Below are 19,471 nucleotides of genomic sequence, written 5' to 3'. Positions count from 1 at the left end.
GATGGAGCTCTCCATCCTCGCTTCTTTTTGGATTACTCAGCCGCAGCTTCGACAGTTACGCTGCCGAAATACGGATTCAATCCCCACATCTGAACGCCCTTGACGTTTGTTTTTAACAGACACGGAGTGTTGTAGTTAAACAGCGGAATAACGTAAACCATTTCCTGAACCAGATAATGCTCAGCGGCATGCAGGGCATTCATGTATTCCGTGTGATCGACCAGATAGCCCGCTTCATCGACCATCTTGTCATACGTCGGATCGTCAACGGCCGCAACGACCTGCTGACCAGTTGTCCACAAGCTCAGATACTGCGACGGATCATCGCCCGCGCTGTAGCCATAACGGCAGATTTCAAAGTCGCCGTTATCAATCTGATCATAGAAGACGCCGGATTCAACAACGGTCAGTTCGCAATCAATGCCCACGTTCTGCCACATCTGCTGCAGGATCTGCGCAACATCGGCATGCAGCTGGGTTTGCGAATATTTGTAGGTTAACTTCAGCGGATTGCTTTCATCATAACCAGCTTTGGCTAACAGGGCTTTCGCTTCTTCCGGATCATATTCCAGATATTTTTCCTTTGCGTCTTCTTCCAGACGGAAATCCCCTTCTGCTCCGGCTAAACCTTCCGGAATATAGCCGTTAAGAACTTTGTAATATTCAGAACTGCCGACAGCGCTGACCAGCGCGTCTTTATCAATCGCCAGGGCTAATGCGCGGCGAACATCGACATTCTGCATTGTTTCCGGACCGGTAGAGCCGGAATTGATCGCCAGGAAGTAGTTGGAAACATCTGGTTTATTCCAGATTTCGCCCGGATTGGAATAAGTTTCTGCCAATGTCGGAGTGATAGAAAGGGCAATATCAATCTCATTGTTCTTGAACGCCAGCGCCTGCGCGTCGGTATCGCTCATGACCAGGAATGTGATCTGCGGCATTGTTACGGAATCCGCATCGTAGTATTTATCGTTTTTCACAACGATTGCTTTTTCATTTTCATTGCATTCTTTCAAAACATAAGCACCGACTGATGGATAACCCGGTTTCAATGCCCATAAGGAGTCATGCTGGGTTGCAAAATCAGCGCGCAGCGGCTTCCACACGTTATTGGTCAGCATCTGCGGGAACCAGGCGCACGGTTTCTTCAAGTTCAGAACCAGCGTCTGATCATCCGGCGTTTCAATGCCTTCGATCGTGTCATTTTCCGGATCAAAGGTGTCGTCGGCCAGAATTTCTTCCGCGCCTTTCAAATAAGAGCTCGGGTAGTAGACTGCCCATGAATTCTCCGCTCCGTAAGTCAGATTGCGCAGAATGGCATATTCAAAATCTTTTGACGACAGCGGCTGATCGTCGCTCCAGACAACGCCTTCCTTTAATTTGAAGGTGTACGTCAGACCGTCGTCGGAAACGGTATAACTGTCGCACAAATCGTTGACGATGTTGTTTTCCTCATCCTGACGGAACAGACCTGCCGTCGTATGACGCAGAACGTAGTTGTTGACTGTTTCGGTACTCAAACCTGGGTCCAAGGTCGTAATCTGGCCGCCGATTGCAACTTTCAGATTCTCCGGATCGGCGCCTGTGCTTGTCGTTGCCGAACCGCCGCCGTTGCCGCTGGAGCATGCGCTGACCAGCATCAGCATAGCCGCACAGAGAATAATTCCTAGCTTCTTCATTTACTTTCCCTTCCTTTTCTGGTTTAACCGCGGAGTTGATCTCCGCTGGAGCAGGGTATGCTGATAACTGCCGCAATAGACTGAATCTGTGATCATAAAAAAATCGTTTCCAGATGTCTAGAAACGATTGATCGCGGTACCATTCTAGTTGCCGGCTTCAACAGCCAACCCCCTCAATCCTTAACGCGGAAACACGTGAATTCCTATTTTATTCAGAATTCCATCTCCCAGATGCGCTTCATCATGCGTTAGCCGCGAACCTTCCACCCTCGTTCGCTCGCTTTCGGCCACATTCATGACTACTCTTCTGTTCATTGATTTTGATTAACCTCAGTTTACAGCGCAGAGAACGGGTTGTCAAGCAAAAAACAAAACATTTTCATTTTCTGTAAACTTTTTCATTTTTATTCATAATGAATAGACAGATATCAACGACAACGGATTTCTGCCTTTTTATTCCGAGTTTTACCATTTTGAAACATTGCTGATCCCATCTCCGCTTTTACTTCTTACCCTGATTTTTCCTGCTCAGGAAGAAAAAATTATGAAATATTTTTTCATAAATTGTAAATTCCCAAAACCATTTCATTTCCGTAATCTTGTTTCCTCATTCTTTTATTCAGACAAGACGATTGAGATCTCCTTTTCATTTTATTCCAGCGGCTCAGTTAAATGCAAAACCGCAATCAGATTGTATCTTTTTCTCAGCGCCCCGTGCGGATTTTTCACTGGTATCCAGGCAGGGTGTTTCCCCGCTTTAAACGGCAGAACTCTTAAAATCCGCTGAGTTTCTGAATCTTCTTTTTGTTCTCAAGATTATTTTGGAACTTCTTGTCGAAGCCGGAATACACTGATACTGAACAAGGGAGGATTAGCCTATGGAACAACTCAACATTAAAGTGCATCAGCGAAAGGAAAGAACACAGCCGCGGATTCTATTCGACGACAACGGCTGGGATACGCCGGAAGATCAGATCCAGGCAGAAAACGAAGTCGTATATCATTGTTGCGAAGACGACTGCGACGATGGCTGCCGATGCGACAATGGCAACTGCGGAGGGAATCAGGGCTGCGGATGCGGAAATCAGGGTTGCGGCTGCGGCTGCGGATGTGATTGTGATAAGGGATGCGGCGACGATGATAACGGCGGTGGGAATGATTGTGACTGCGACTGTGACTGTGATTGCGATTGTGACTGTGATTGCGACTGTGATTGTGGTAATGACTGCGATTGCGGTAACGACTGTGATTGTGGCGACGGCGGAGATTCCTGCCCGGATGATTGTGATTCCACCTGCCGTCCAAGAACGATTATCTTTCAAAAACGCAAAGAGTGTATTGAACGGACACAGCCGACCGGATGTAATGACGAAACCGGATCATATCGCAAATGTTCCGTCACCATTAAAATTATTAAACGCTATTAAAAGCGAGCTGGGCTCGCTTTTAATTCGTTCTGTTTCAAAATCGGGTACATGCTTCATTGTTCTTCAGGCAGCGATCTTTCCGCCTCCGCTCCATTCAGATTAGCAGCGGCCAGCGCAGTTTTTCCCGCCAGCTGAGCAAACCAGTCGAGATACGGCCGCCACAACGGCGTATCAAATGTCTGCGCATCCTGCGGATTCGCAAATTTAATTCGATACTGATCTTTCATCCGGCTGTCAATAACCGCGGTTCGCAGCATTTTAAACGAAAATTCATTGACCGCCATTTTCTCACCCTGCAGCGTATAAAACAAATCGTCTGGTTCCTTCAGCGGATCGGTATACCATCGCCGGCCGGCTTCCAGAATCTGATCGTCAGCGTCCAGCTTCTCGAAAACGGGTTCGTCGTTGATCCAGCCTTCATACTGGCTTGCCCACATCATCGGCAATACCAGACTGTCGCCCTGTCTTTCAAACGGAATTTCGTAATGTGCGCCCACCGCGTATTTTTCGCGTACCGGCTCTGCGCCCTGATCAAAAATTGCCTTTGCTTTCGCATTGATCAGCGTGGTATCAGCTTTGCAGGCCCAGTTTACAACCGCGGCGCATTCATTGACATAATGATATTGAATCCCCGCTTCGATCCCTTCCCCCGCAAAATAGTCTGACTGGGGCAAAGGACTGATCAATGTCAACGTTTCCGCGTAATTCTTCTGTTCCTCCTTCTGATTTATGGTGAACATGACCGCTCCGTTAAACTCAAGCTGTTCTTCCCCGGTTTGTTGAAACTGACGGGATATTGTGCCGATGTTAACACGAAGTTCATTATCGTCCGGGTCTTTGTCCAGTTCATAATCAACCCGGGCCCGCATGATCGCCGTTTCATCGTTCAGCATAAACGGAATTCTGATCGTCTGTTCCGGCAGCGCCGGCAGCTGTTGTTCAAAAATCACCTCATCCTGCAGCCAGACGGTCACCGTCTGCTGCTTTTGGGGATTGCAGCCATCGCAAAGAGCATGCAGCATTGCGTATTCAGTTTCATCTGGATGCGCTGCGGGAACAAACAACTGACCGGCCGCCGAGTCACCTTCGTTAAGCTGAAAGTAACCGGAAACGGAGGTCCCCTCATTGCCTGCCCGATCGACGAGTTCCACGACAATTTTGCATTTTCCCGCCATTGTCAGTTCGATTGTCTGCGGAGTATCGTGATCAAACCAGGACGAAGTTTTAATATAGGATTGACCTTCGTCATAGGTGAGGCGGTAACGCCAGCGCTTAACACCGCTCAAATCGTCCTGCGGCGTAATCAAAACAGCTATTTTATCTTCCTCGGTTTCAGCTTCTGGCGGATCAAACAAGGCCCATGGGGATTGCTTGTCAATATTGCCGACCGGAATAGCGACCGTCGTGCTATTTCCCGCATGATCTTCCGAGGATACGGAATAAGTACCATTTTCACTGACGGTAAACTGAGCGGCAGGCCCATCTCCAGTTTTCTGCGGAACGCTCAGGTGCTTCACTCCGCTCAGCTCGTCCTTCGCCTGAACCTGAACCAAAACATCTGTATTCGTCCAGTCCTGCGGCGTCAGCGTCCAGCTGATCGCAGGGCCGTGCAGATCCGCGCGCCATTCCAATTCTGCCAGCCCGGCGCAGTTATCCGCATAATCGCAGGCGGCCAGCGTCAGCGTCTGACGTCCTTCTTTGTCGTTGGCCAACGGCGCCGACCAGATTTCGTCCTGCTCAGTCAATGCAATTTCACCTTGCGAAGTTGCGGCTTGTACCGTTTGAACACCGCTGTTAAACACCGCGGGCCGATCTTCGACTTTACCGGTATGGACTGTAAGTCGGGCCGTTCCATTAACCCAGTTTGAATATACCTGATCCCCATCCGCAAGAATCGTTCCCGCTTCGTCTTCAATCCAGCTGCGCTCACTCTGGGGCGGCAGGCGATCAATTTTGTACAGATCCGAAAGGGTTACACTGCGGTTGCCCGCAAAGTCTTCAACTTCCACTTTGATCCTGTTCAGACCATTTTCTCCCAGCGTCAGCGTCGCTGGCTGCGCCTGCAGCCATTCGCTGCAGCGGCCGTAATGCAGACCGCCGTCAACGGATAAAGCCCAGCGCCAGCGTTTTACGCCGGAATGTTCATCATAAGGGGAAACCTCAACCGCCATCGGCTGGTTATGCCACGTTTCATCACCCTGGGGATCCAAGTGTGCGGATGGCGCGGTATTGTCAATCAAAAAAACGTTTGACGTCACAGTCGCCCTGTTTCCAGCTTCATCCTGTAACTGCGCTTCGATCTGCCACTGGCCGGACTGATCCAGCGAATAGAAAAACGCAGAACCGTCCCCGTTTCCCAAATCCTGCCGCTGTTGGGTAAGAACATTCAGCAGCGTGTACCGGGCATCCGCAATCCAGTGTTCTTGCGGATCATACAGATTTTTATAGGTAACGACGGTGACGTCGTATGAATTCAGCCGGGCATTGGTACTGTGTCCTTCATACTTGTAACACGGCGTGCTGCGGCTGCCGGTTGTATGCTGACACCAGCCGGCGTCATCGCTCGACCAGATCTGATGCGGCAAATTTCCCTGCTGAGCCCAATATACCGGATTCGCTGCATACTGAACGCCCCAGCCCGGACTGGTTTCAATCCAGGGCCAGGCTTTTCCTTTTGAGCCGTATGAGTAATAGCGGTAACGAAAACCGCCGCCCTGTTCTTCAGTATACCAGCCGCTGATCTGGCTGGAGTAGCTGTCGAGCCCTTTTACGACCTCCGGATTGGCGTAGGCTGGAATGGATCCCCCGCGGCCATAGTCGTAGAAATCAGATTGATTCTGAATTTCCGCTTCCTGCCGTGCGAGCAATGAGGTCGACGGAGTAAAAATACCGGCACTCTCTTTTTTCCATATCCCCTGTGTACCATCAGGCTCGAAAGTTCCGCCGTCCAGACAAACCGTGACCTGACGAATATCTGTATTTTCAATTTTTTCCGGCGTCCAGCGAACATGTTCCTGCACGGCGTAATCCGGAATCTGAAAATAGTTTAACTCATAGTGACACTGCGGCCCGCTGTCGTTAAACATGACATAAAGATTGCTTACCTCGCGGTCTTCCAGATTTAAGGCAATCCGCTTCTCTTTCGTGCTCAGCACCTCTTCGCCAGCCGTCAGCTCCGCCCGGCCGTCAACCCAGTTCATTTCTGCGTTGATCCAGACTGTCTTTTCCATGACTTCGCCCCTGCCGTTCCATCCCTGAACCTCAAGCTGCAAGTCGCCGATCTTTATTGGCCGCCCGAAATGGGCTGAGATAAAATTGGGATCGTCCGGATTTTCATTTCCGCTGACAGTCAGCGTTTTTAATCCGGCCAGCACTTCCCAGCTTGTTCGCTTGGGATAGGAAAAAGTCCCCAGCGCGTTAAACTGCGCCGTAATTTGTTGGGAATTGATCGTCATCTGTTGATCGGCAGTAAATTCGCTGTCCCAGAAATCCTGATGGGCGACCCAATCCTTTACGGAATAAAATAACATGACTGTACAATCCGCCCGGATGGCTGCCATACTTAAAACCAGATTGATCAGCATCAGCAAGCACAAACATCTCCGCGTTTTCAATAGATCACCCGCTTCGTTGTTTTTGACGCCTTCAGCTCGGTTTTCAAACCGATCAGGGCGATTTCAATCTGAAGCTTCCCCGTTACTTTGTAGGTACACCGCTCATTCTGCGGCTGTCTTTCCGTTTCCACCGTCACTTCCGGAACCCGCTGCTTCCAAACTTCAATTTCCTGTTTGGCCGGTTCTGTCAGACCCTCGTGGACTTCAATGATTTCCACCATTGAGCTTGTCAGCTCATTGATTGTTTTATAGCCGACGGCAAAAGCCAGCATCTGCGGAATTAACAACACGCAGAATGTGAACACAAATAAGCCGCCGAAAATTTCCACGCCCTTACCCATATTTCTCCTCCTTTTTGTTTAGAAAAACCGGATCGAAGCGATCATATTCAAAATCACAAAGCCCAGCCACAGAAACAGAACGTAAGGAATCATATTCTGTTTTTCAATCCGGCGCTGCAGCTCAATGCGGCGTGCGCCCTGGATCTTTTCATTCGCGATTTTAGAAAACGCCGTTAAGATCAGCTCACGATTCTCGGAAGTGATCGACAGACTGAACAACGTCCGCATAATCCGTCCGATATCGTCAATTTGAGAAAACCGCTGGGCAAACTTCAAATAGGGCTTCAGATCAGATCCCTGGGTATGGATTTCCCGCGCCAAAACCCGCAGATCTTCCTGAAAGATCGCCGGCGCTTCACGGATTGATTTTTCAATCGCGTTGGGCACCGGATTGTTTTGAATCAGGATCGCCAGATGATTCAAATAGTAAGGAAATTCTTTTTTAGCCTGTCCCAGCAGTTGGATATAGATCATCTTTAACCGCAGGCGATCGCCAAGGTAGACGGCGGTGGCCGCCAGAACGGCGCAGATCAGTGAAAATGTATCCAGCGTGCCTTTCTTGATCGCCAGCATGAACAATCCGGCGGCAAACGCGTACAATATCCGTTTAAGCATGCGGGCGCGCGGTTGTCCCTTTCCTGTTTTTTCACAATAAAATGCGTAGTCGGATTCCATCCAGCGGTCTAATAACGCCGCTGTTTCCGCAGCGAACGGACCCGCTTGATAGGCCCACAGGCCCCACAAGCTCAGTGCACTCAGCTGCATCAGCGCCAACATCAATCCCATAAACTCACCTCTATTCCAGCTTGTCGTTGCGGCTGCACCAGAATTCATACAGAAACAGCGTCGCAGCGTTCAGCAGGTAAAACAGAAAAATGCAGAAGCGAAAGGACTCCGTCGCCAGATTGACATACATGGAGGAATGAAACATCTTTTTCATGACCAGCGCCGCCAGCAGATTCAAAATCATCATAAAGTAAAATACGGAACGTCCGGCAGCTTTCTTCTGCCGGTAATCGTTGATCAGCAGTTCACTTTCCTCGGTGTTGTCAAACAGATAATCGACAAGCTGTTCGTTGCGTCCGCCTTCAATCTTTTTGCCTTTTAACAATAAATGAAGATTACGGACCTGCGAATATTCGTACTTCTTTTCCAAATCATCCAGCGCCTGGGCAAAATCCGAATTGGCTTCGATCTGCCGCACGCAAAGCTCAAGATCCTTTTTTAACGGCGCTTCCACCAACGCCGCGCAGTCTTTCAGAATCCGCAGACTGTTTTTATCTTCCCGGATGTAAAGAATCGCGGTCGATACATACGTCAACATTTCCTTTTCTTCTTTTTCCTGGGCTAAGCGCTTCAGATTCATATAGAAAAATGAAGGCAGAAAGAAGATCGCCAGGGACGCGATGATCGCCGAATAGACCCAGTGCTCTGTCGTGGCGTAGCAGAGCAAGCCGCACAGAGTTCCTAAAATTGCCGCCTGACTTGCATATTGACCAGCCGGATAATGTCCGCCCAGGATTTCAATCCGGCGGATTAATCCAAAATAGGAAATATCGTTCAGCTTCCGCATCACCCGGCTGTCCAAAACAGCCTGCCAGTCATGGCAGTCCAGTTTGAATGCGAGGGCACTGTAACAAAAGCCCAGCGTCAGAAACAGAATTTTCATTCCGCGCATGATTTCTTCTCCCTGCTTTCCGTCATTCCCAGACGGCGCTGCAATTCGGGTGAACAGCGGTTCAGCCGGCCGGTGCGGGCCCGGTAGAGAACATGCTGGGTACATTGCCGGGTTTTCGGGTCATAGAGATACTCGATGATTTCGTCGACGCTGCGGACAATTCCGTCCTTACCCGTTTCCTTTTTCAGATGAACGACCAGATCGACCAGGGAATACACACGCATTTCAAGCGAGCTCATCGACTCCGCGTCGTTTTTCATCATCTGCTTGATGCGGGTGGTAACGGTATCCGCTCCGCGGGTATGCATCGTTGTCAGCACGGTATGTCCGGTCGACATCGCGTCCAGCAAATCGTCGACTTCTTTTCCGCGGGCTTCCTGAAGCAGAATCCAGTTGACGTTCTGACGCAGCGCCATCGCGATGATCGCTGAATAATCAAAGCCCGGACGCACCCGGAACGCGCTGCATGAAGCTTCAGGATGGATTTCCTTAATATTGAATTCCAGCGAATCTTCAATCGTCACAATTCTCTGATCGACGGGAATATAGGTCGCCAGAAATTTTAAGAATTCAGTTTTGCCGCTGCCGGTTTCACCGACAAAAATGATGTTGCACCGATAGCGGATACAGCGGATCAGAAACTGCAGTGCCGAACGGGTGATAAAGCCGCTTTCCACTAAATAGTCCTCGCTCAGAATACTGGCGCGGGATACCTTGCGCAGCGCCAACGTCACGCCGCTGACCGAAAGTTCCTCATGAATCGCGCTGACGCGCAAATCGAGATCGGCGTCATGAATATCGCCTTCCAGACAGGGGCTGCCGGGGTTGAATTCTTTTTCCATCTTATTGGCAACCTGATTGGCAATGCGGTTGATCTCCGTTTCCTGAATCGATCGGTCCATCAGACGGTAATGCCCATGATGATTGGAAGTCACCCAGATTTCGTTGTGATTCAGACAGTTGATATCGCGGATATCTTCCTGAATTAGAAGATCGCTGAGCACACCGAAGTCAATTTTGTCAAAGATCCGCGCATCATTCATCCTCCCTCACCTCTTTGACCAGACTGACGTCAATCGTTTTCTGATAAAGCAGTTCACGCATTTTCGCAATGTCATAGAAATCCTCAGCCTGACTTTCCGGATTCAGCGATCCATAGGTTACCATCGGCAGCACCGTGCCGAAAAACTTTGCCCGCTGGACCAGATCCGCGTCTTCGTACGAGAGGGCGACAACGATGACGCTGGTGGCCTTATCCGACTGGGCGTCGATATTCTTACCCGTACTGTCGCGAACCGCGATCACCCGCGCCTGCGATACCAGCTGCCCATACAGCACGCGTTTTTCCGATTCGTCTGCCTGTGTCGCGTAGCCCTGAAAATAAAGATCAATCTGATGTCCCGGCAGGATGGAATTGGCGTAAGATGTCTTGATGTCCGCGTCGATCGTCACCGCCGCTTCATTCTCCAGCAGCGGAAACGCCGACACATCATGAAGCTCATCTTTCGCTATCAACAGTTCTTCATAGAACAAGGCGCCTTCCGCAACCGAATTATAGGTGTCGACTGCCTGACCGATTAATTGTTCCGGATCTTTTTCAACGCCTTCCAGCACTACCGGCCGCGGAACCTCGATCAACTGAATATCCTCCCGTTGAATCACCGTGCCGGATTTCAGATATCGCGCCGCAACGGGAACCAAAATCGGATCAATGGCCGCCTGTACGGTCGTTTCATACACTTTATAACCGCATAAGCCCACCGCCAACGTCAGAATCAGCGTTAAAAGCAGCCGGTAGCGCTGAAGAAAAGAAGGGGAAAGCTTTATTTTTTTCATTCTGTCTCCTCGTTTCTTTCAACGATCACCACGTTGTCATATTGCGAATCCATCTGTGCGCTCATCGCTGCTTTCCCCGATTCCCGCACCGCCACGGCAATCGCGGCCGGATCTTCATGAATATCGACAAAGCGAACTTCCAGCTGCGACAGCGTGCTGTGATTCTGCGCGATCTTTGCATTCCACAACCGCATCACCCGGTTTTTATTCACCGACAAACGGTTGTTTACGATCAGGTCTCCGCGGTTCAGCGCTTCGTCCATCACGGATAACTGCGTCGTCCGCACACTCTCAAACAGCGAATCTTCCATAATCAGCTTGCGGTCAAAATCCAGAAACAATAACAGACAGATACAGGCCAGGAAAATCAGGCCGTAAATCTTGACGGATTGACTCATTCATATTCCTCCTTCACATTGATGAAAAGAAAGGAAAGCGCGGCCGCTTTCCTTCTGTCGGTTACGATACCGACGGTGTGTAGTGCTGCCCTAAATCCAGCAAGTTCCCGACGGTCTTACTGATGCCGCTGGTCAGCTGCGCCGCGAATCCAGTGTCGGCCATTGTGATGTAAGCTATCAACAGGCCGACCAGAATTACCGCGATGATTAATCCTCCGTATTCTTGAAATATCTCTTTCATAAACACTCTCCTTTCGCTTACATTAGTAATATTGCGGTATTTTTAAAAAAGCCCCACGAAAAATCAAAATATTTTTACTTTTTTCCGTTTTTTTTAGAATTTTTATGAAAATCTCTGTTTATTTTCATAAATCTGCCTTTTTTTATGTTTTTTGCCTTCACAATGTGATAAACAAGGATTCATTCACATTTCTGCGTTGATCTGTTCTGCCAGACCGCGGCAAAATTTTTTTTATTTTTTTTTAAATTCAGGACTTCATTTTTTTCAAATTATGCTATAATAAATGAGCACTTGGAAATCAGAATGCGCGGGTGTAGTTCAATGGCAGAACACAACCTTCCCAAGGTTGCTACGGGAGTTCGATTCTCCTCACCCGCTCCACAAGTTGTGCAGATGTAGTTCAATGGTAGAACGCGACCTTGCCAAGGTCGACACGGCGGTTCAATTCCGCTCATCTGCTCCATGGTCATCAAAGCTCCGGATTGCGGAGCTTTTTTATTTTTTCCATTTTGCTGATCCCCGCCGCTCAGCTTGCGTTATCCCCTGTGTGCTAAAGGAACGCTTAACTTCGTGCCGGTTCTTTATCATCCCGGCCGTTTCAATCCCTGCCCGCCTTGCATTTTATTCCATGAAAATAATTTTCTTTAATTTTCATAAAATAACAAAATTTTCATTTTAATTTCTGGAAATCGTTTTTAATCGCTTGACTTTTCACGAATAACGGATAGACTTATAACATACAACAAAAACATGTAGAGGTAGCGGTGCAGATGAGTACGAAAGGGGAGCCGGCGGGCGATGATCTTTTCAGAAAGGCAACCACCGCCGAATAACAGGCTTCGGCAGAAGTTGGTTATGGGGCTGCAGGAAATACCCGCAGCACTCCTTCATTCAATGAAGAGGCGCTATTGCATAGAAAACGGTAATTCACCGCGTATGTAATAGTACGCGGTTTTTGTTTATCAGAGTCAATTCTGAGGAGGAAGAAAAGATGAAGAAAGTATTTACCCTTCTATGCTCCATCATGCTGCTGTTCACCGCGGCCTGTTCGTCGCAAAACGCCGCTCAGGGAAACCGGGCTTCAGATGAGGGACTGGTCGTCGCGATCGGAGGTCAGATCACAACCTTAGATCCAGGCTTAACCCAGGAAACAGTCAATGATTACGTACTGCGTCATTTGACCGCCGGTCTGTTTCGAGCTGACGACAGCAATCAGATCATCAACGATCTGTGCCAGGATTATACTCTTTCTGACGATGGGCTGACCTACACGTTCACTCTGCGCGACGGCGTTGTGTGGAGCGACGGTCAGCCGCTGACATCCGCCGATTTCAAATATGGAATCCTGCGGAATCTCACCTACGGCGCCGACAATTCCTGGTCGATTTACTACCCAATGACCTATCTGGCCGGCGCTGAAGAAATCGCCGGCAACATGGATCTGGATCCGACGCAGATTGAAATTGAAGGCGTCAGCACGCCTGATGATCAGACATTGGTTCTCAAACTGATCAAGCCCTGCGCCTGGTTCCCACAAATGCTGACAAACTATGTCTGGCGGCCGCTGCGCGCTGACATCGCCGACGCCCACGAATCGCTATGGGCCTTCAAGCCCGGTTATCCGACTGTCGGTCCGTACACGCTGGAAGAATGCAATGAAAATGAAAAAGCCGTCGTTGTGAAGAACGACAACTACTATGACGCTGATAGCATCACGATGCCGCGGATCACATTCCTGGTCATGGCCGATTCCGACGCGCAGTCCCTGGCGTTTAAAAACAACGAAATTGATATGGCGCTCAACATAACCGCGACGATTGCCGAAGGGTATCCAAATCCGGAAGAAATCTGGAAAATCCCACAAATCTCCAGTTATTTCATCGCTTTAAATTCCGGCTCTACCGGTCCTGACTATTTAAAAAATGTCGACGTCCGCCGGGCCTTAGCCCTTTCCATCGACAAGGATGCCTTGGTCAGCGCTGTCGGCAGCGAGGAATACTACCGCGTTCTGCATGGTTATGTTCCGGAAGGCTTAGCCGGGGCTGAGGGCGATTTCCGCAAGGAACAGGACGCCAGAGAAAAATATCTGGAATACAACCTGGACGAAGCCAAAGCTTTATTAGCCAGAGCGGGTTATGATGAAAGTCATCCGTTAAAAATTGTTTACAAGTATTCGCAAAGCCAGCTGCACGCTGACGTGGCGCAGATTCTGCAGCAGATGTGGGAAAAAGCCGGGATTCAATGTGAGCTGCAGGTCGTGGAATCCGGCGTCTTCTACAATCAGGTTGACAATGGCGATTTTGAAACCTCCCGTTATGGATACAGCGCCGGGGATGATCCTTCCCAGTTCCTCAATTTGTGGACGACTGGTCAGCAGATCGTAGCCTCCGTGGACGATCCGATTTATGATAAAATGGTTGATGAAGCGGGATATCTGGTCGATCATACGGAATACATGAACGCTTTGCATGACGCTGAACGTTATCTGATCGAAGAGAACGTCTACCTGATTCCCTTATTCAATTACAACACGCCGGGCTTAAAGAGCACTGCAGTCCAGGGTGTTGAGATGTGGGGCCTGACGCCGTTCTATGGGCATTGCACCCTTCAATCCGACGCTGCGTAAAAACAATCGCTGTCCACTAAAGCTGGAAGATGTGCCTGAGCGCATTTCTTCCAGTTTTTTTATGGCTGTTCGCTCTAAAAAACTTTGTTTGCCGCAACCATGCTGAGACCATTGTTCTTTATTTGTCCTCTGTTTGTTCGCAATCAACCCTTTTCCTTTTTTAGTGCTATACTATCATTAATGAAAACAGGAGGCTTCAATGATGAAATTACTGGCGATTGATTTAGATCAGACACTGCTTCACACCGACAAGACCGTATCCGCAATGACCCGGGAAATTTTCCACAGACTGAAAACAGAAACCGATCATCAGGTGATTGTGGCGACCGGCCGAGCCGTCATGCGCGCTAAAGAATACATGGAGGCGATCGAAGCTGACGGGATCATTTCATTAAACGGCGCAAAGACAATTTATCATGATCAGACACTCAGCAAATACGGGGTTGAAGCTGACAAGGCGGAAGCACTGATCCGCGAGCTGCTGACCCTTCCTGACACCCATGTCAACGTCACTTATCCCGATGTGATTCTGACCAATAACCGCAGTCTGGTCACCGGCGATCATGTCCACGAATATACCGATTATACGACGATCGACACCGTTGAGATCGCCAAGATTTCCATTGTTACTCAACTTCCGGAAATGATCAGGCAGCTGGATCTTGAAGCCTATCATTGCAAGTTGGTCGATAACGCCAAGGATCCCAATTATTTTGCGATTCTCAACAGTAAGGTATCCAAGCTCACCGGCTTAATGGATTTATGCGCTCATCTCAACATTGAGCTCTGCGACGTTATCGCCTTTGGCGACGATTACAATGACCTGGACATTCTGAAAGCTGCCGGCCATGCCGTCGTGATGGGCAATGCCGCTGATGAATTAAAATCCTGCGCCGACGATCTTGCGTTATCCAACGATGAAGACGGCGTCGCAGATTGGGTTGAAAGGCATCTTCTGAGTTCAAAATAAAAAGAAGTCGCAGGCAAGCTTCTTCAAGATTTTCCTATCCGCTGAATCCTCGGCCCCTTGTTTTAATAAGGCAAAAATGGATTAACAAAAAAGGAATGACGAATGAACCTTTTTCCCACATTGAGATTTATGGGGAAGAGGTTTTTTATTGAACAAAGAGATTGTTTTTCAGGGGTGGAAGGAAACTTGTTACTCTACTTTGATAAAAGGAATGCGAAAAAACGTACTGAGAGTATTGGATTATTAAAGGATGCGTTGATCATTGTTGACCCATCCTCATTTTGAACGCTGCACAATCCCGATCCCCTAAAAGAAAAGCTGCCGCATTCACGACAGCTTCGCTTCCTTCTTCTGATTTATCTTTTCAGCGTTGTCCTTTACCTCTCAATTTATCCGCTTTTTTGATAAAGTATTCCTGGCAGGACAGAATCTTGCCTTTCCGCTTTATCCCAGCGCTTTTCCGATCAAGACTTAACCAATGTCAGAGTGAAACCATCATATCCTTTAATGCCTACTGTTTGCAACGCCGTGGAATCCAGACGGTCTGACATTCCCAAATCTTCAATATACTGTCTGACACCCTTCACCTTCGGATCTTCGCTTGTCTTTTCGCACAGTTTGCCATCACGGATAACATTATCTCCGAAAATAACGGTTCCCGGATGACTCAGCTGCAGGCAAAGCTGCAAATACAGCGGATTATTCGGTTTGTCCGCATCAATAAAAATGAAGTCAAATGGTTCTGTCCCTTCGTCGATCAAATTCTGCAGCGATTGAGCAGCCGGCCCGCAAAGCAGCTCTACTTTATTCTGAAGCCCGGCGTGCGCAATATTCCGGGAAGCTAATTCAAATTTCTCCCGATCACATTCCAGACTGACCACTTTTCCATCATCAGGAACGGCCTTTGCCATCCAAATGGCGCTGTATCCCGCAAGCGTCCCCAATTCCAAAACCCGTTTCGATTGGCTTATCCTGATGAGCAGGGATAAGAACATACCCTGCGTCTTGGAGACTTCATGTTCCGGGAACTGATTCTCATGGCTTTGTGAAACGGCATAATCTAAATCTACGTCGTCAGGAATCAGATGTTGGAAAAGAAACAGATCGTTTTCAGTCCATTTTGATTGCATGGCAAGACCTCCCGTTTTTTAAGAAGCGGCAGCGAGAACAGATCGGGAAATTTTCTGCCGAACAAAAATACAACTCCTGCCGCGATCCCCGCCGATGGATTTCCTCTACTATTTCAGTCCAGTCCAATGCAGGCTTTCATCCCTGTTCAATATTCCATCATTTCCAATGATCTTATCCTGCGCTCTTCTGCGTCTTCTGATTTAAGAATAAACCGGTTTTCCTGAACCGTCAACACCGGCAGTTGCCTGGGAAGCGAATCAATCACTCGCCGTGAAAAAGAAAAGGACAACAAAAAAGATATCCTTACGCTTCGGTCTTCCCCAATCGTCCGGATATCTCTGTTTTTTTCATGGTGGAGCTGATCGGGCTCGAACCGACTACCTCTACACTGCCAGTGTAGCGCTCTCCCAGGTGAGCTACAACCCCATTGCTTATAAATATTAACAAATTGACAAAAAGATTTCAAGCCCTAATCTTAAAAAGGTTGCATTCAGCGCTTGATTTATTTCTTTTTCCGCCTGCTTTCCAACGATTTTATAAACTCTCGTGCCCCACCTTCATCCCTCAAAATGATGTTCCTTCTTAAACAGCTCCGCCCGCAGAACAGGCGCCTGTTCTGCACGCCTCTCTTGCCGCGCTGAACTCACAGCGCCAGCCAAGAGACAGTACAGATCAGAAACGTCCGATTTTCTTCTGCTCGCCTGCTGTTTTCCGGCAATCTTCGCAATTTCGCGGCTGCGGATTGCCCGGTGCATTTCTCGTTCACCAGCCGCGCGGCCTCAAGAAATGCTTTTCCATATATTCCGCAAACCCGTCCTCATCGTTTGTTTTTTCCGTTATCTCATCCGCAATCGCCTTGGTATCCGCGCCGCCGTTAGCCATACATACGCCCCAGCCGCTGCATTCCAGCATTTCGTTATCATTGCTCATATCTCCAAATGCGATCACTTTGCTTAACGGTAACTGATTCATTTCGCAATAATGTTCCAGCGCTACCGCTTTGGAAACCCGCTGATCAGTAAATTCCAGCATTGTCGTCTGCGTCTTAAACGCCTTGAAGTGCGATGAAGGATGCTTACCGACATAGTCGACGACCTCCGCCATCAGTTCCTCCGGCATTCGAAACATGATCTTCGCATTTTCTTCCGCATAAAACTCGGAAATATCGTCCACAACGATCAGATCCGTACGGTTTTTCTTCGACGATCGCTCCGTCGCTTCATCGACCCGCAGACACATCATTTTATCTTTGACATACATAAATGGGTTTAAATCAAACGGGGCCATCAATTCCAGAATCTCCTTGATCCATTCCCTTTTCAATTTGTAATAATCATGCCGTTTCTGGTGGACTCCATCCCACAATTCAGAGCCATTCATTCCGATCAACACTTCAAAATCGAAATCAAATCCCCAGTCCCGCGCCTGCTTATGCAGCTGCTGATCAATGGATCGTCCCGATGCAATGCCAAAATAAACGCCATGGGCATGCAGCCGATTGATGACGTCCTTTGCATGTTCTGTTAAAATTCGATCAGAAGTAATTAACGTGCTGTCGATATCGCAAATTACCAGACGAAAGTCTTCTATCATTGTAGTACTCCCCCTGCTCCCTGATTTCCTATTTTCTAAAAACAGCTTCTTTAACATTCTAGCAGAATTTCAGAAAAAGTGTGAAGGAAAGACCGGATTCAAAACGAATTCCAATCAACCTTTCTGAAAAACATTATTTTTGTTTCAAAACAGGATGATTTTCAAGCAATCCGCTTATCCAGCCTGCTTTGCTTCACGCGATAGCCCTAATCTTTACTCATTCTGATTCAGTCCGCACAAGCTCATGATTTAACTTATGAACCTTTCGCTGGCTTGCCGGTCATTTTCATGTTGAGTTCCTTGCGAATTAACGCCTCCGCCAGAACCATCACGTCAATCTGCTTTTGCAGCCGGCGAAAAGTTGCGGAAGCTTCTTCGTGCTTCACCTGCGCCGCACGGCATTTATGAAGGATGGAACCGATTGGAGCCAATGCTTTTTCAAGCTCTTCCCAACTCAATACCACAGATGGACAGGTTATGGCAGTTAATTCTGAGGAGATCTGCCTCGGCTGATCCGCTTGTTCCTTCTGTTGTTCCTGTTGAAGCAGCAGCTTGGCAATCCGCAGCGCCGCTATTCGATTTTCCAATAAACTTTAATGCGCGCTGCCCCTGGCAAATTGGGGCTGGATTTTCTCACACCGCCGCAGGATCGAATTGATCTCATTCAGCGCACTTTCCAGTGTTTTTTCTCCCATCTTATTTTAACCTCTTTTCCCCTTCCAGTGCGATCAGATCCGCGGGATCATAACGATGACTGCCGGCTTTGCTTTTCTTCCATTTCCAGCAGCAAATGGCTTCATTCAAGCTGCAGCCCGGATTCTCGGCGAAGAAGGTGCGGATATAGGTATTGTATTCGAACTGCGGATCAATCGGAGTTTGCTTTGTTTTTTTCTCAACAAGAATCTGGGCATAAGCTTGAATCGCGTCGCCATACGTTTTGCCCGCATTACTTTTCAGCCATTTCTGAAACGCGACGTTAAACGAAAACGACGGCCCGATCTTCGCTTTGAAAAAAGCCCGGTGTTTTTCGGAACAGACAAACGGAGATTCGATTGACATTTCTTCCCTCAGTGTGCCGGCGGTCTTCGGCTTGATTTTCCTCACCTTCATGATCTCAACAGGTTTGCCTTCTAAAAAACAGGCAATTCTCTCCGTCAGTTCTGATTTTCCGCCCGCCGCTGGCAATCCCGATGCCCGGCAAAAACGGACTAATTCTTCTTTCAGATAATAATGATTCCTAAACGTCGCCGCGTCCAGCGATCGATTTAAAACAGGTCTTTCCATGCTTGTTCCCTCCTTTCCTGAAATGCGGATATCGTATATTCAAACAGGCATCCGGAATGCTGTTCATCAACGTTATCCGAATGCCTGTTTGCGGCGTCAGCCTGATTTCTTTTTTAATAAGCGGTAAATCATGATTAATAAAACAATTTCTACAATATCGAAAATGTATTTCAAAAAAAATTGAACAACGATATTGACCGTCACCATAAACTCTGCCATCTGGATTATGCCCCAACTTTCTTTAGCGTCATGCTTTATCCTCATTATAGCGAACAAAAACAACGCCGGCAAGGGATTTCACGCTGACCCTGCCTGCATGGAAAAAACGATTATTCCAATTTCTCACGATGGGCTGTGATCATGGTGTAACTGTGCGCATTGATTGTAATTCGGCAATCTCCCGTCAACACATACCAGTTTTTCCCCCTGCGCTGAATCACAGCCTGCGGCGACGCGATCAACTTGCGGCACCAGACGACGACATCTTCCTCATTGATTTGCAAGTTTCTGCGGATCCGCTCGACGCCCATCACCGTCGTATGCAGCTGATCCAGATTTTGCAGAAGTAAGTTTTCCTGCTCCATAACTGCGGTTTGCTCCATTACGATATTCCCCACGCTCTGCTTCATTGAGCCTTTCTTTCCACGCCTGCC

The 19,471-nt window shown here is 48.3% G+C and carries 17 protein-coding genes, 3 tRNA genes, 1 riboswitch and 1 other annotated feature; of the genes, 5 read left to right on the top strand and 15 right to left on the bottom strand.

Features of this window, described 5'->3' with window-relative positions:
* Positions 1 to 32: 32 nt before the first annotated feature.
* Positions 33 to 1,679, bottom strand: coding sequence for a peptide ABC transporter substrate-binding protein (locus tag I2G61_RS02955; protein ID WP_195396307.1), 1,647 nt, complete (start codon positions 1,677 to 1,679; stop codon positions 33 to 35).
* A 116-nt stretch (positions 1,680 to 1,795) separates the two neighbouring features.
* Positions 1,796 to 2,003, bottom strand: a binding site (T-box leader).
* Between the two features lie 554 nt (positions 2,004 to 2,557).
* Between I2G61_RS02955 and I2G61_RS02950 the strand changes: the two genes are divergently transcribed.
* Positions 2,558 to 3,106: a hypothetical protein gene (locus I2G61_RS02950; protein ID WP_195547877.1), complete on the top strand. Its 549-nt coding sequence runs from the start codon at positions 2,558 to 2,560 to the stop codon at positions 3,104 to 3,106.
* A 53-nt stretch (positions 3,107 to 3,159) separates the two neighbouring features.
* Here I2G61_RS02950 and I2G61_RS02945 read toward each other — a convergent pair whose 3' ends face one another.
* From I2G61_RS02945 to I2G61_RS02910, 8 genes are all read right to left on the bottom strand, one after another.
* Positions 3,160 to 6,696: a hypothetical protein gene (locus I2G61_RS02945; protein ID WP_195547876.1), complete on the bottom strand. Its 3,537-nt coding sequence runs from the start codon at positions 6,694 to 6,696 to the stop codon at positions 3,160 to 3,162.
* A gap of 20 nt (positions 6,697 to 6,716) precedes the next feature.
* The gene (locus tag I2G61_RS02940) at positions 6,717 to 7,061 is read right to left on the bottom strand and encodes a hypothetical protein (RefSeq protein WP_072682892.1); all 345 of its coding nucleotides are present in this window, start codon (positions 7,059 to 7,061) and stop codon (positions 6,717 to 6,719) included.
* An 18-nt stretch (positions 7,062 to 7,079) separates the two neighbouring features.
* Positions 7,080 to 7,847 carry a hypothetical protein gene (locus I2G61_RS02935; RefSeq protein ID WP_072682893.1) on the bottom strand — a complete coding sequence of 256 codons (768 nt, stop codon included), beginning with the start codon at positions 7,845 to 7,847 and terminating at the stop codon, positions 7,080 to 7,082.
* 10 nt (positions 7,848 to 7,857) lie between these two features.
* A complete protein-coding gene (locus I2G61_RS02930; protein WP_072682894.1) occupies positions 7,858 to 8,739 on the bottom strand; it encodes a type II secretion system F family protein in 882 nt (293 codons plus the stop codon).
* A complete protein-coding gene (locus I2G61_RS02925) occupies positions 8,727 to 9,782 on the bottom strand; it encodes a CpaF/VirB11 family protein (RefSeq protein WP_072682895.1) in 1,056 nt (351 codons plus the stop codon). Before I2G61_RS02925 ends, I2G61_RS02930 begins: the two co-directional genes overlap by 13 nt.
* The gene (locus I2G61_RS02920) at positions 9,775 to 10,575 is read right to left on the bottom strand and encodes an RcpC/CpaB family pilus assembly protein (RefSeq protein ID WP_072682896.1); all 801 of its coding nucleotides are present in this window, start codon (positions 10,573 to 10,575) and stop codon (positions 9,775 to 9,777) included. Before I2G61_RS02920 ends, I2G61_RS02925 begins: the two co-directional genes overlap by 8 nt.
* Positions 10,572 to 10,973, bottom strand: a complete 402-nt coding sequence (locus tag I2G61_RS02915) for a DUF5411 family protein (protein ID WP_072682897.1) — start codon at positions 10,971 to 10,973, stop codon at positions 10,572 to 10,574. Before I2G61_RS02915 ends, I2G61_RS02920 begins: the two co-directional genes overlap by 4 nt.
* A gap of 61 nt (positions 10,974 to 11,034) precedes the next feature.
* Complete coding sequence (locus tag I2G61_RS02910; protein ID WP_072682898.1) at positions 11,035 to 11,214, bottom strand: hypothetical protein; 180 nt, start codon at positions 11,212 to 11,214, stop codon at positions 11,035 to 11,037.
* Positions 11,215 to 11,521: 307 nt separating this feature from the next.
* Here I2G61_RS02910 and I2G61_RS02905 point away from each other — a divergent pair.
* The 4 genes from I2G61_RS02905 to I2G61_RS02890 all read left to right on the top strand — a co-directional run bounded on the left by I2G61_RS02905 (position 11,522) and on the right by I2G61_RS02890 (position 14,810).
* A tRNA-Gly gene (locus I2G61_RS02905) sits at positions 11,522 to 11,595 on the top strand.
* 8 nt (positions 11,596 to 11,603) lie between these two features.
* Positions 11,604 to 11,677: transfer RNA gene (locus I2G61_RS02900), tRNA-Gly, on the top strand.
* Positions 11,678 to 11,959: 282 nt separating this feature from the next.
* A riboswitch (Lysine riboswitch) is annotated at positions 11,960 to 12,130 on the top strand.
* A 75-nt stretch (positions 12,131 to 12,205) separates the two neighbouring features.
* A complete protein-coding gene (locus I2G61_RS02895) occupies positions 12,206 to 13,840 on the top strand; it encodes a peptide ABC transporter substrate-binding protein (protein ID WP_195547875.1) in 1,635 nt (544 codons plus the stop codon).
* Between the two features lie 199 nt (positions 13,841 to 14,039).
* Positions 14,040 to 14,810 carry a Cof-type HAD-IIB family hydrolase gene (locus I2G61_RS02890; protein ID WP_083538669.1) on the top strand — a complete coding sequence of 257 codons (771 nt, stop codon included), beginning with the start codon at positions 14,040 to 14,042 and terminating at the stop codon, positions 14,808 to 14,810.
* A 464-nt stretch (positions 14,811 to 15,274) separates the two neighbouring features.
* Here the strand turns inward: I2G61_RS02890 and I2G61_RS02885 are convergent, their stop codons facing one another.
* The 6 genes from I2G61_RS02885 to I2G61_RS02860 form a co-directional block, all read right to left on the bottom strand.
* The gene (locus I2G61_RS02885; RefSeq protein ID WP_072685706.1) at positions 15,275 to 15,940 is read right to left on the bottom strand and encodes an O-methyltransferase; all 666 of its coding nucleotides are present in this window, start codon (positions 15,938 to 15,940) and stop codon (positions 15,275 to 15,277) included.
* A 351-nt stretch (positions 15,941 to 16,291) separates the two neighbouring features.
* A tRNA-Ala gene (locus I2G61_RS02880) sits at positions 16,292 to 16,367 on the bottom strand.
* A gap of 336 nt (positions 16,368 to 16,703) precedes the next feature.
* Positions 16,704 to 17,534, bottom strand: coding sequence for an HAD family hydrolase (locus I2G61_RS02875; protein WP_072685704.1), 831 nt, complete (start codon positions 17,532 to 17,534; stop codon positions 16,704 to 16,706).
* Between the two features lie 254 nt (positions 17,535 to 17,788).
* The gene (locus I2G61_RS02870) at positions 17,789 to 18,121 is read right to left on the bottom strand and encodes a hypothetical protein (RefSeq protein WP_072685703.1); all 333 of its coding nucleotides are present in this window, start codon (positions 18,119 to 18,121) and stop codon (positions 17,789 to 17,791) included.
* Positions 18,122 to 18,230: 109 nt separating this feature from the next.
* Complete coding sequence (locus tag I2G61_RS02865; protein WP_072685702.1) at positions 18,231 to 18,818, bottom strand: DUF6434 domain-containing protein; 588 nt, start codon at positions 18,816 to 18,818, stop codon at positions 18,231 to 18,233.
* 329 nt (positions 18,819 to 19,147) lie between these two features.
* Complete coding sequence (locus I2G61_RS02860; protein ID WP_229100655.1) at positions 19,148 to 19,420, bottom strand: DUF3781 domain-containing protein; 273 nt, start codon at positions 19,418 to 19,420, stop codon at positions 19,148 to 19,150.
* Between the last annotated feature and the right edge of the window lie 51 nt (positions 19,421 to 19,471).

This window comes from Holdemania sp. 1001095H_141210_F2, from assembly GCF_015558105.1.
In the GTDB taxonomy this organism is placed as follows: domain Bacteria; phylum Bacillota_I; class Bacilli_A; order Erysipelotrichales; family Erysipelotrichaceae; genus Holdemania.
The sequence above is the reverse complement of the archived record's forward strand: the minus strand, read 5'-3'. Positions and strand labels throughout refer to the sequence as shown.

Bases quoted from the DNA above. Each gene is read 5' to 3' on its own strand.
- I2G61_RS02925 (WP_072682895.1), bottom strand. From the start codon at position 9,782: ATGAATGATGCGCGGATCTTTGACAAAATTGACTTCGGTGTGCTCAGC.
- I2G61_RS02920 (WP_072682896.1), bottom strand. From the start codon at position 10,575: ATGAAAAAAATAAAGCTTTCCCCTTCTTTTCTTCAGCGCTACCGGCTG.
- I2G61_RS02915 (WP_072682897.1), bottom strand. From the start codon at position 10,973: ATGAGTCAATCCGTCAAGATTTACGGCCTGATTTTCCTGGCCTGTATC.
- I2G61_RS02940 (WP_072682892.1), bottom strand. From the start codon at position 7,061: ATGGGTAAGGGCGTGGAAATTTTCGGCGGCTTATTTGTGTTCACATTC.
- I2G61_RS02890 (WP_083538669.1), top strand. From the start codon at position 14,040: ATGATGAAATTACTGGCGATTGATTTAGATCAGACACTGCTTCACACC.
- I2G61_RS02860 (WP_229100655.1), bottom strand. From the start codon at position 19,420: ATGGAGCAAACCGCAGTTATGGAGCAGGAAAACTTACTTCTGCAAAAT.
- I2G61_RS02910 (WP_072682898.1), bottom strand. From the start codon at position 11,214: ATGAAAGAGATATTTCAAGAATACGGAGGATTAATCATCGCGGTAATT.
- I2G61_RS02875 (WP_072685704.1), bottom strand. From the start codon at position 17,534: ATGATAGAAGACTTTCGTCTGGTAATTTGCGATATCGACAGCACGTTA.
- I2G61_RS02935 (WP_072682893.1), bottom strand. From the start codon at position 7,847: ATGGGATTGATGTTGGCGCTGATGCAGCTGAGTGCACTGAGCTTGTGG.
- I2G61_RS02895 (WP_195547875.1), top strand. From the start codon at position 12,206: ATGAAGAAAGTATTTACCCTTCTATGCTCCATCATGCTGCTGTTCACC.
- I2G61_RS02865 (WP_072685702.1), bottom strand. From the start codon at position 18,818: ATGGAAAGACCTGTTTTAAATCGATCGCTGGACGCGGCGACGTTTAGG.
- I2G61_RS02885 (WP_072685706.1), bottom strand. From the start codon at position 15,940: ATGCAATCAAAATGGACTGAAAACGATCTGTTTCTTTTCCAACATCTG.
- I2G61_RS02955 (WP_195396307.1), bottom strand. From the start codon at position 1,679: ATGAAGAAGCTAGGAATTATTCTCTGTGCGGCTATGCTGATGCTGGTC.
- I2G61_RS02930 (WP_072682894.1), bottom strand. From the start codon at position 8,739: ATGCGCGGAATGAAAATTCTGTTTCTGACGCTGGGCTTTTGTTACAGT.
- I2G61_RS02950 (WP_195547877.1), top strand. From the start codon at position 2,558: ATGGAACAACTCAACATTAAAGTGCATCAGCGAAAGGAAAGAACACAG.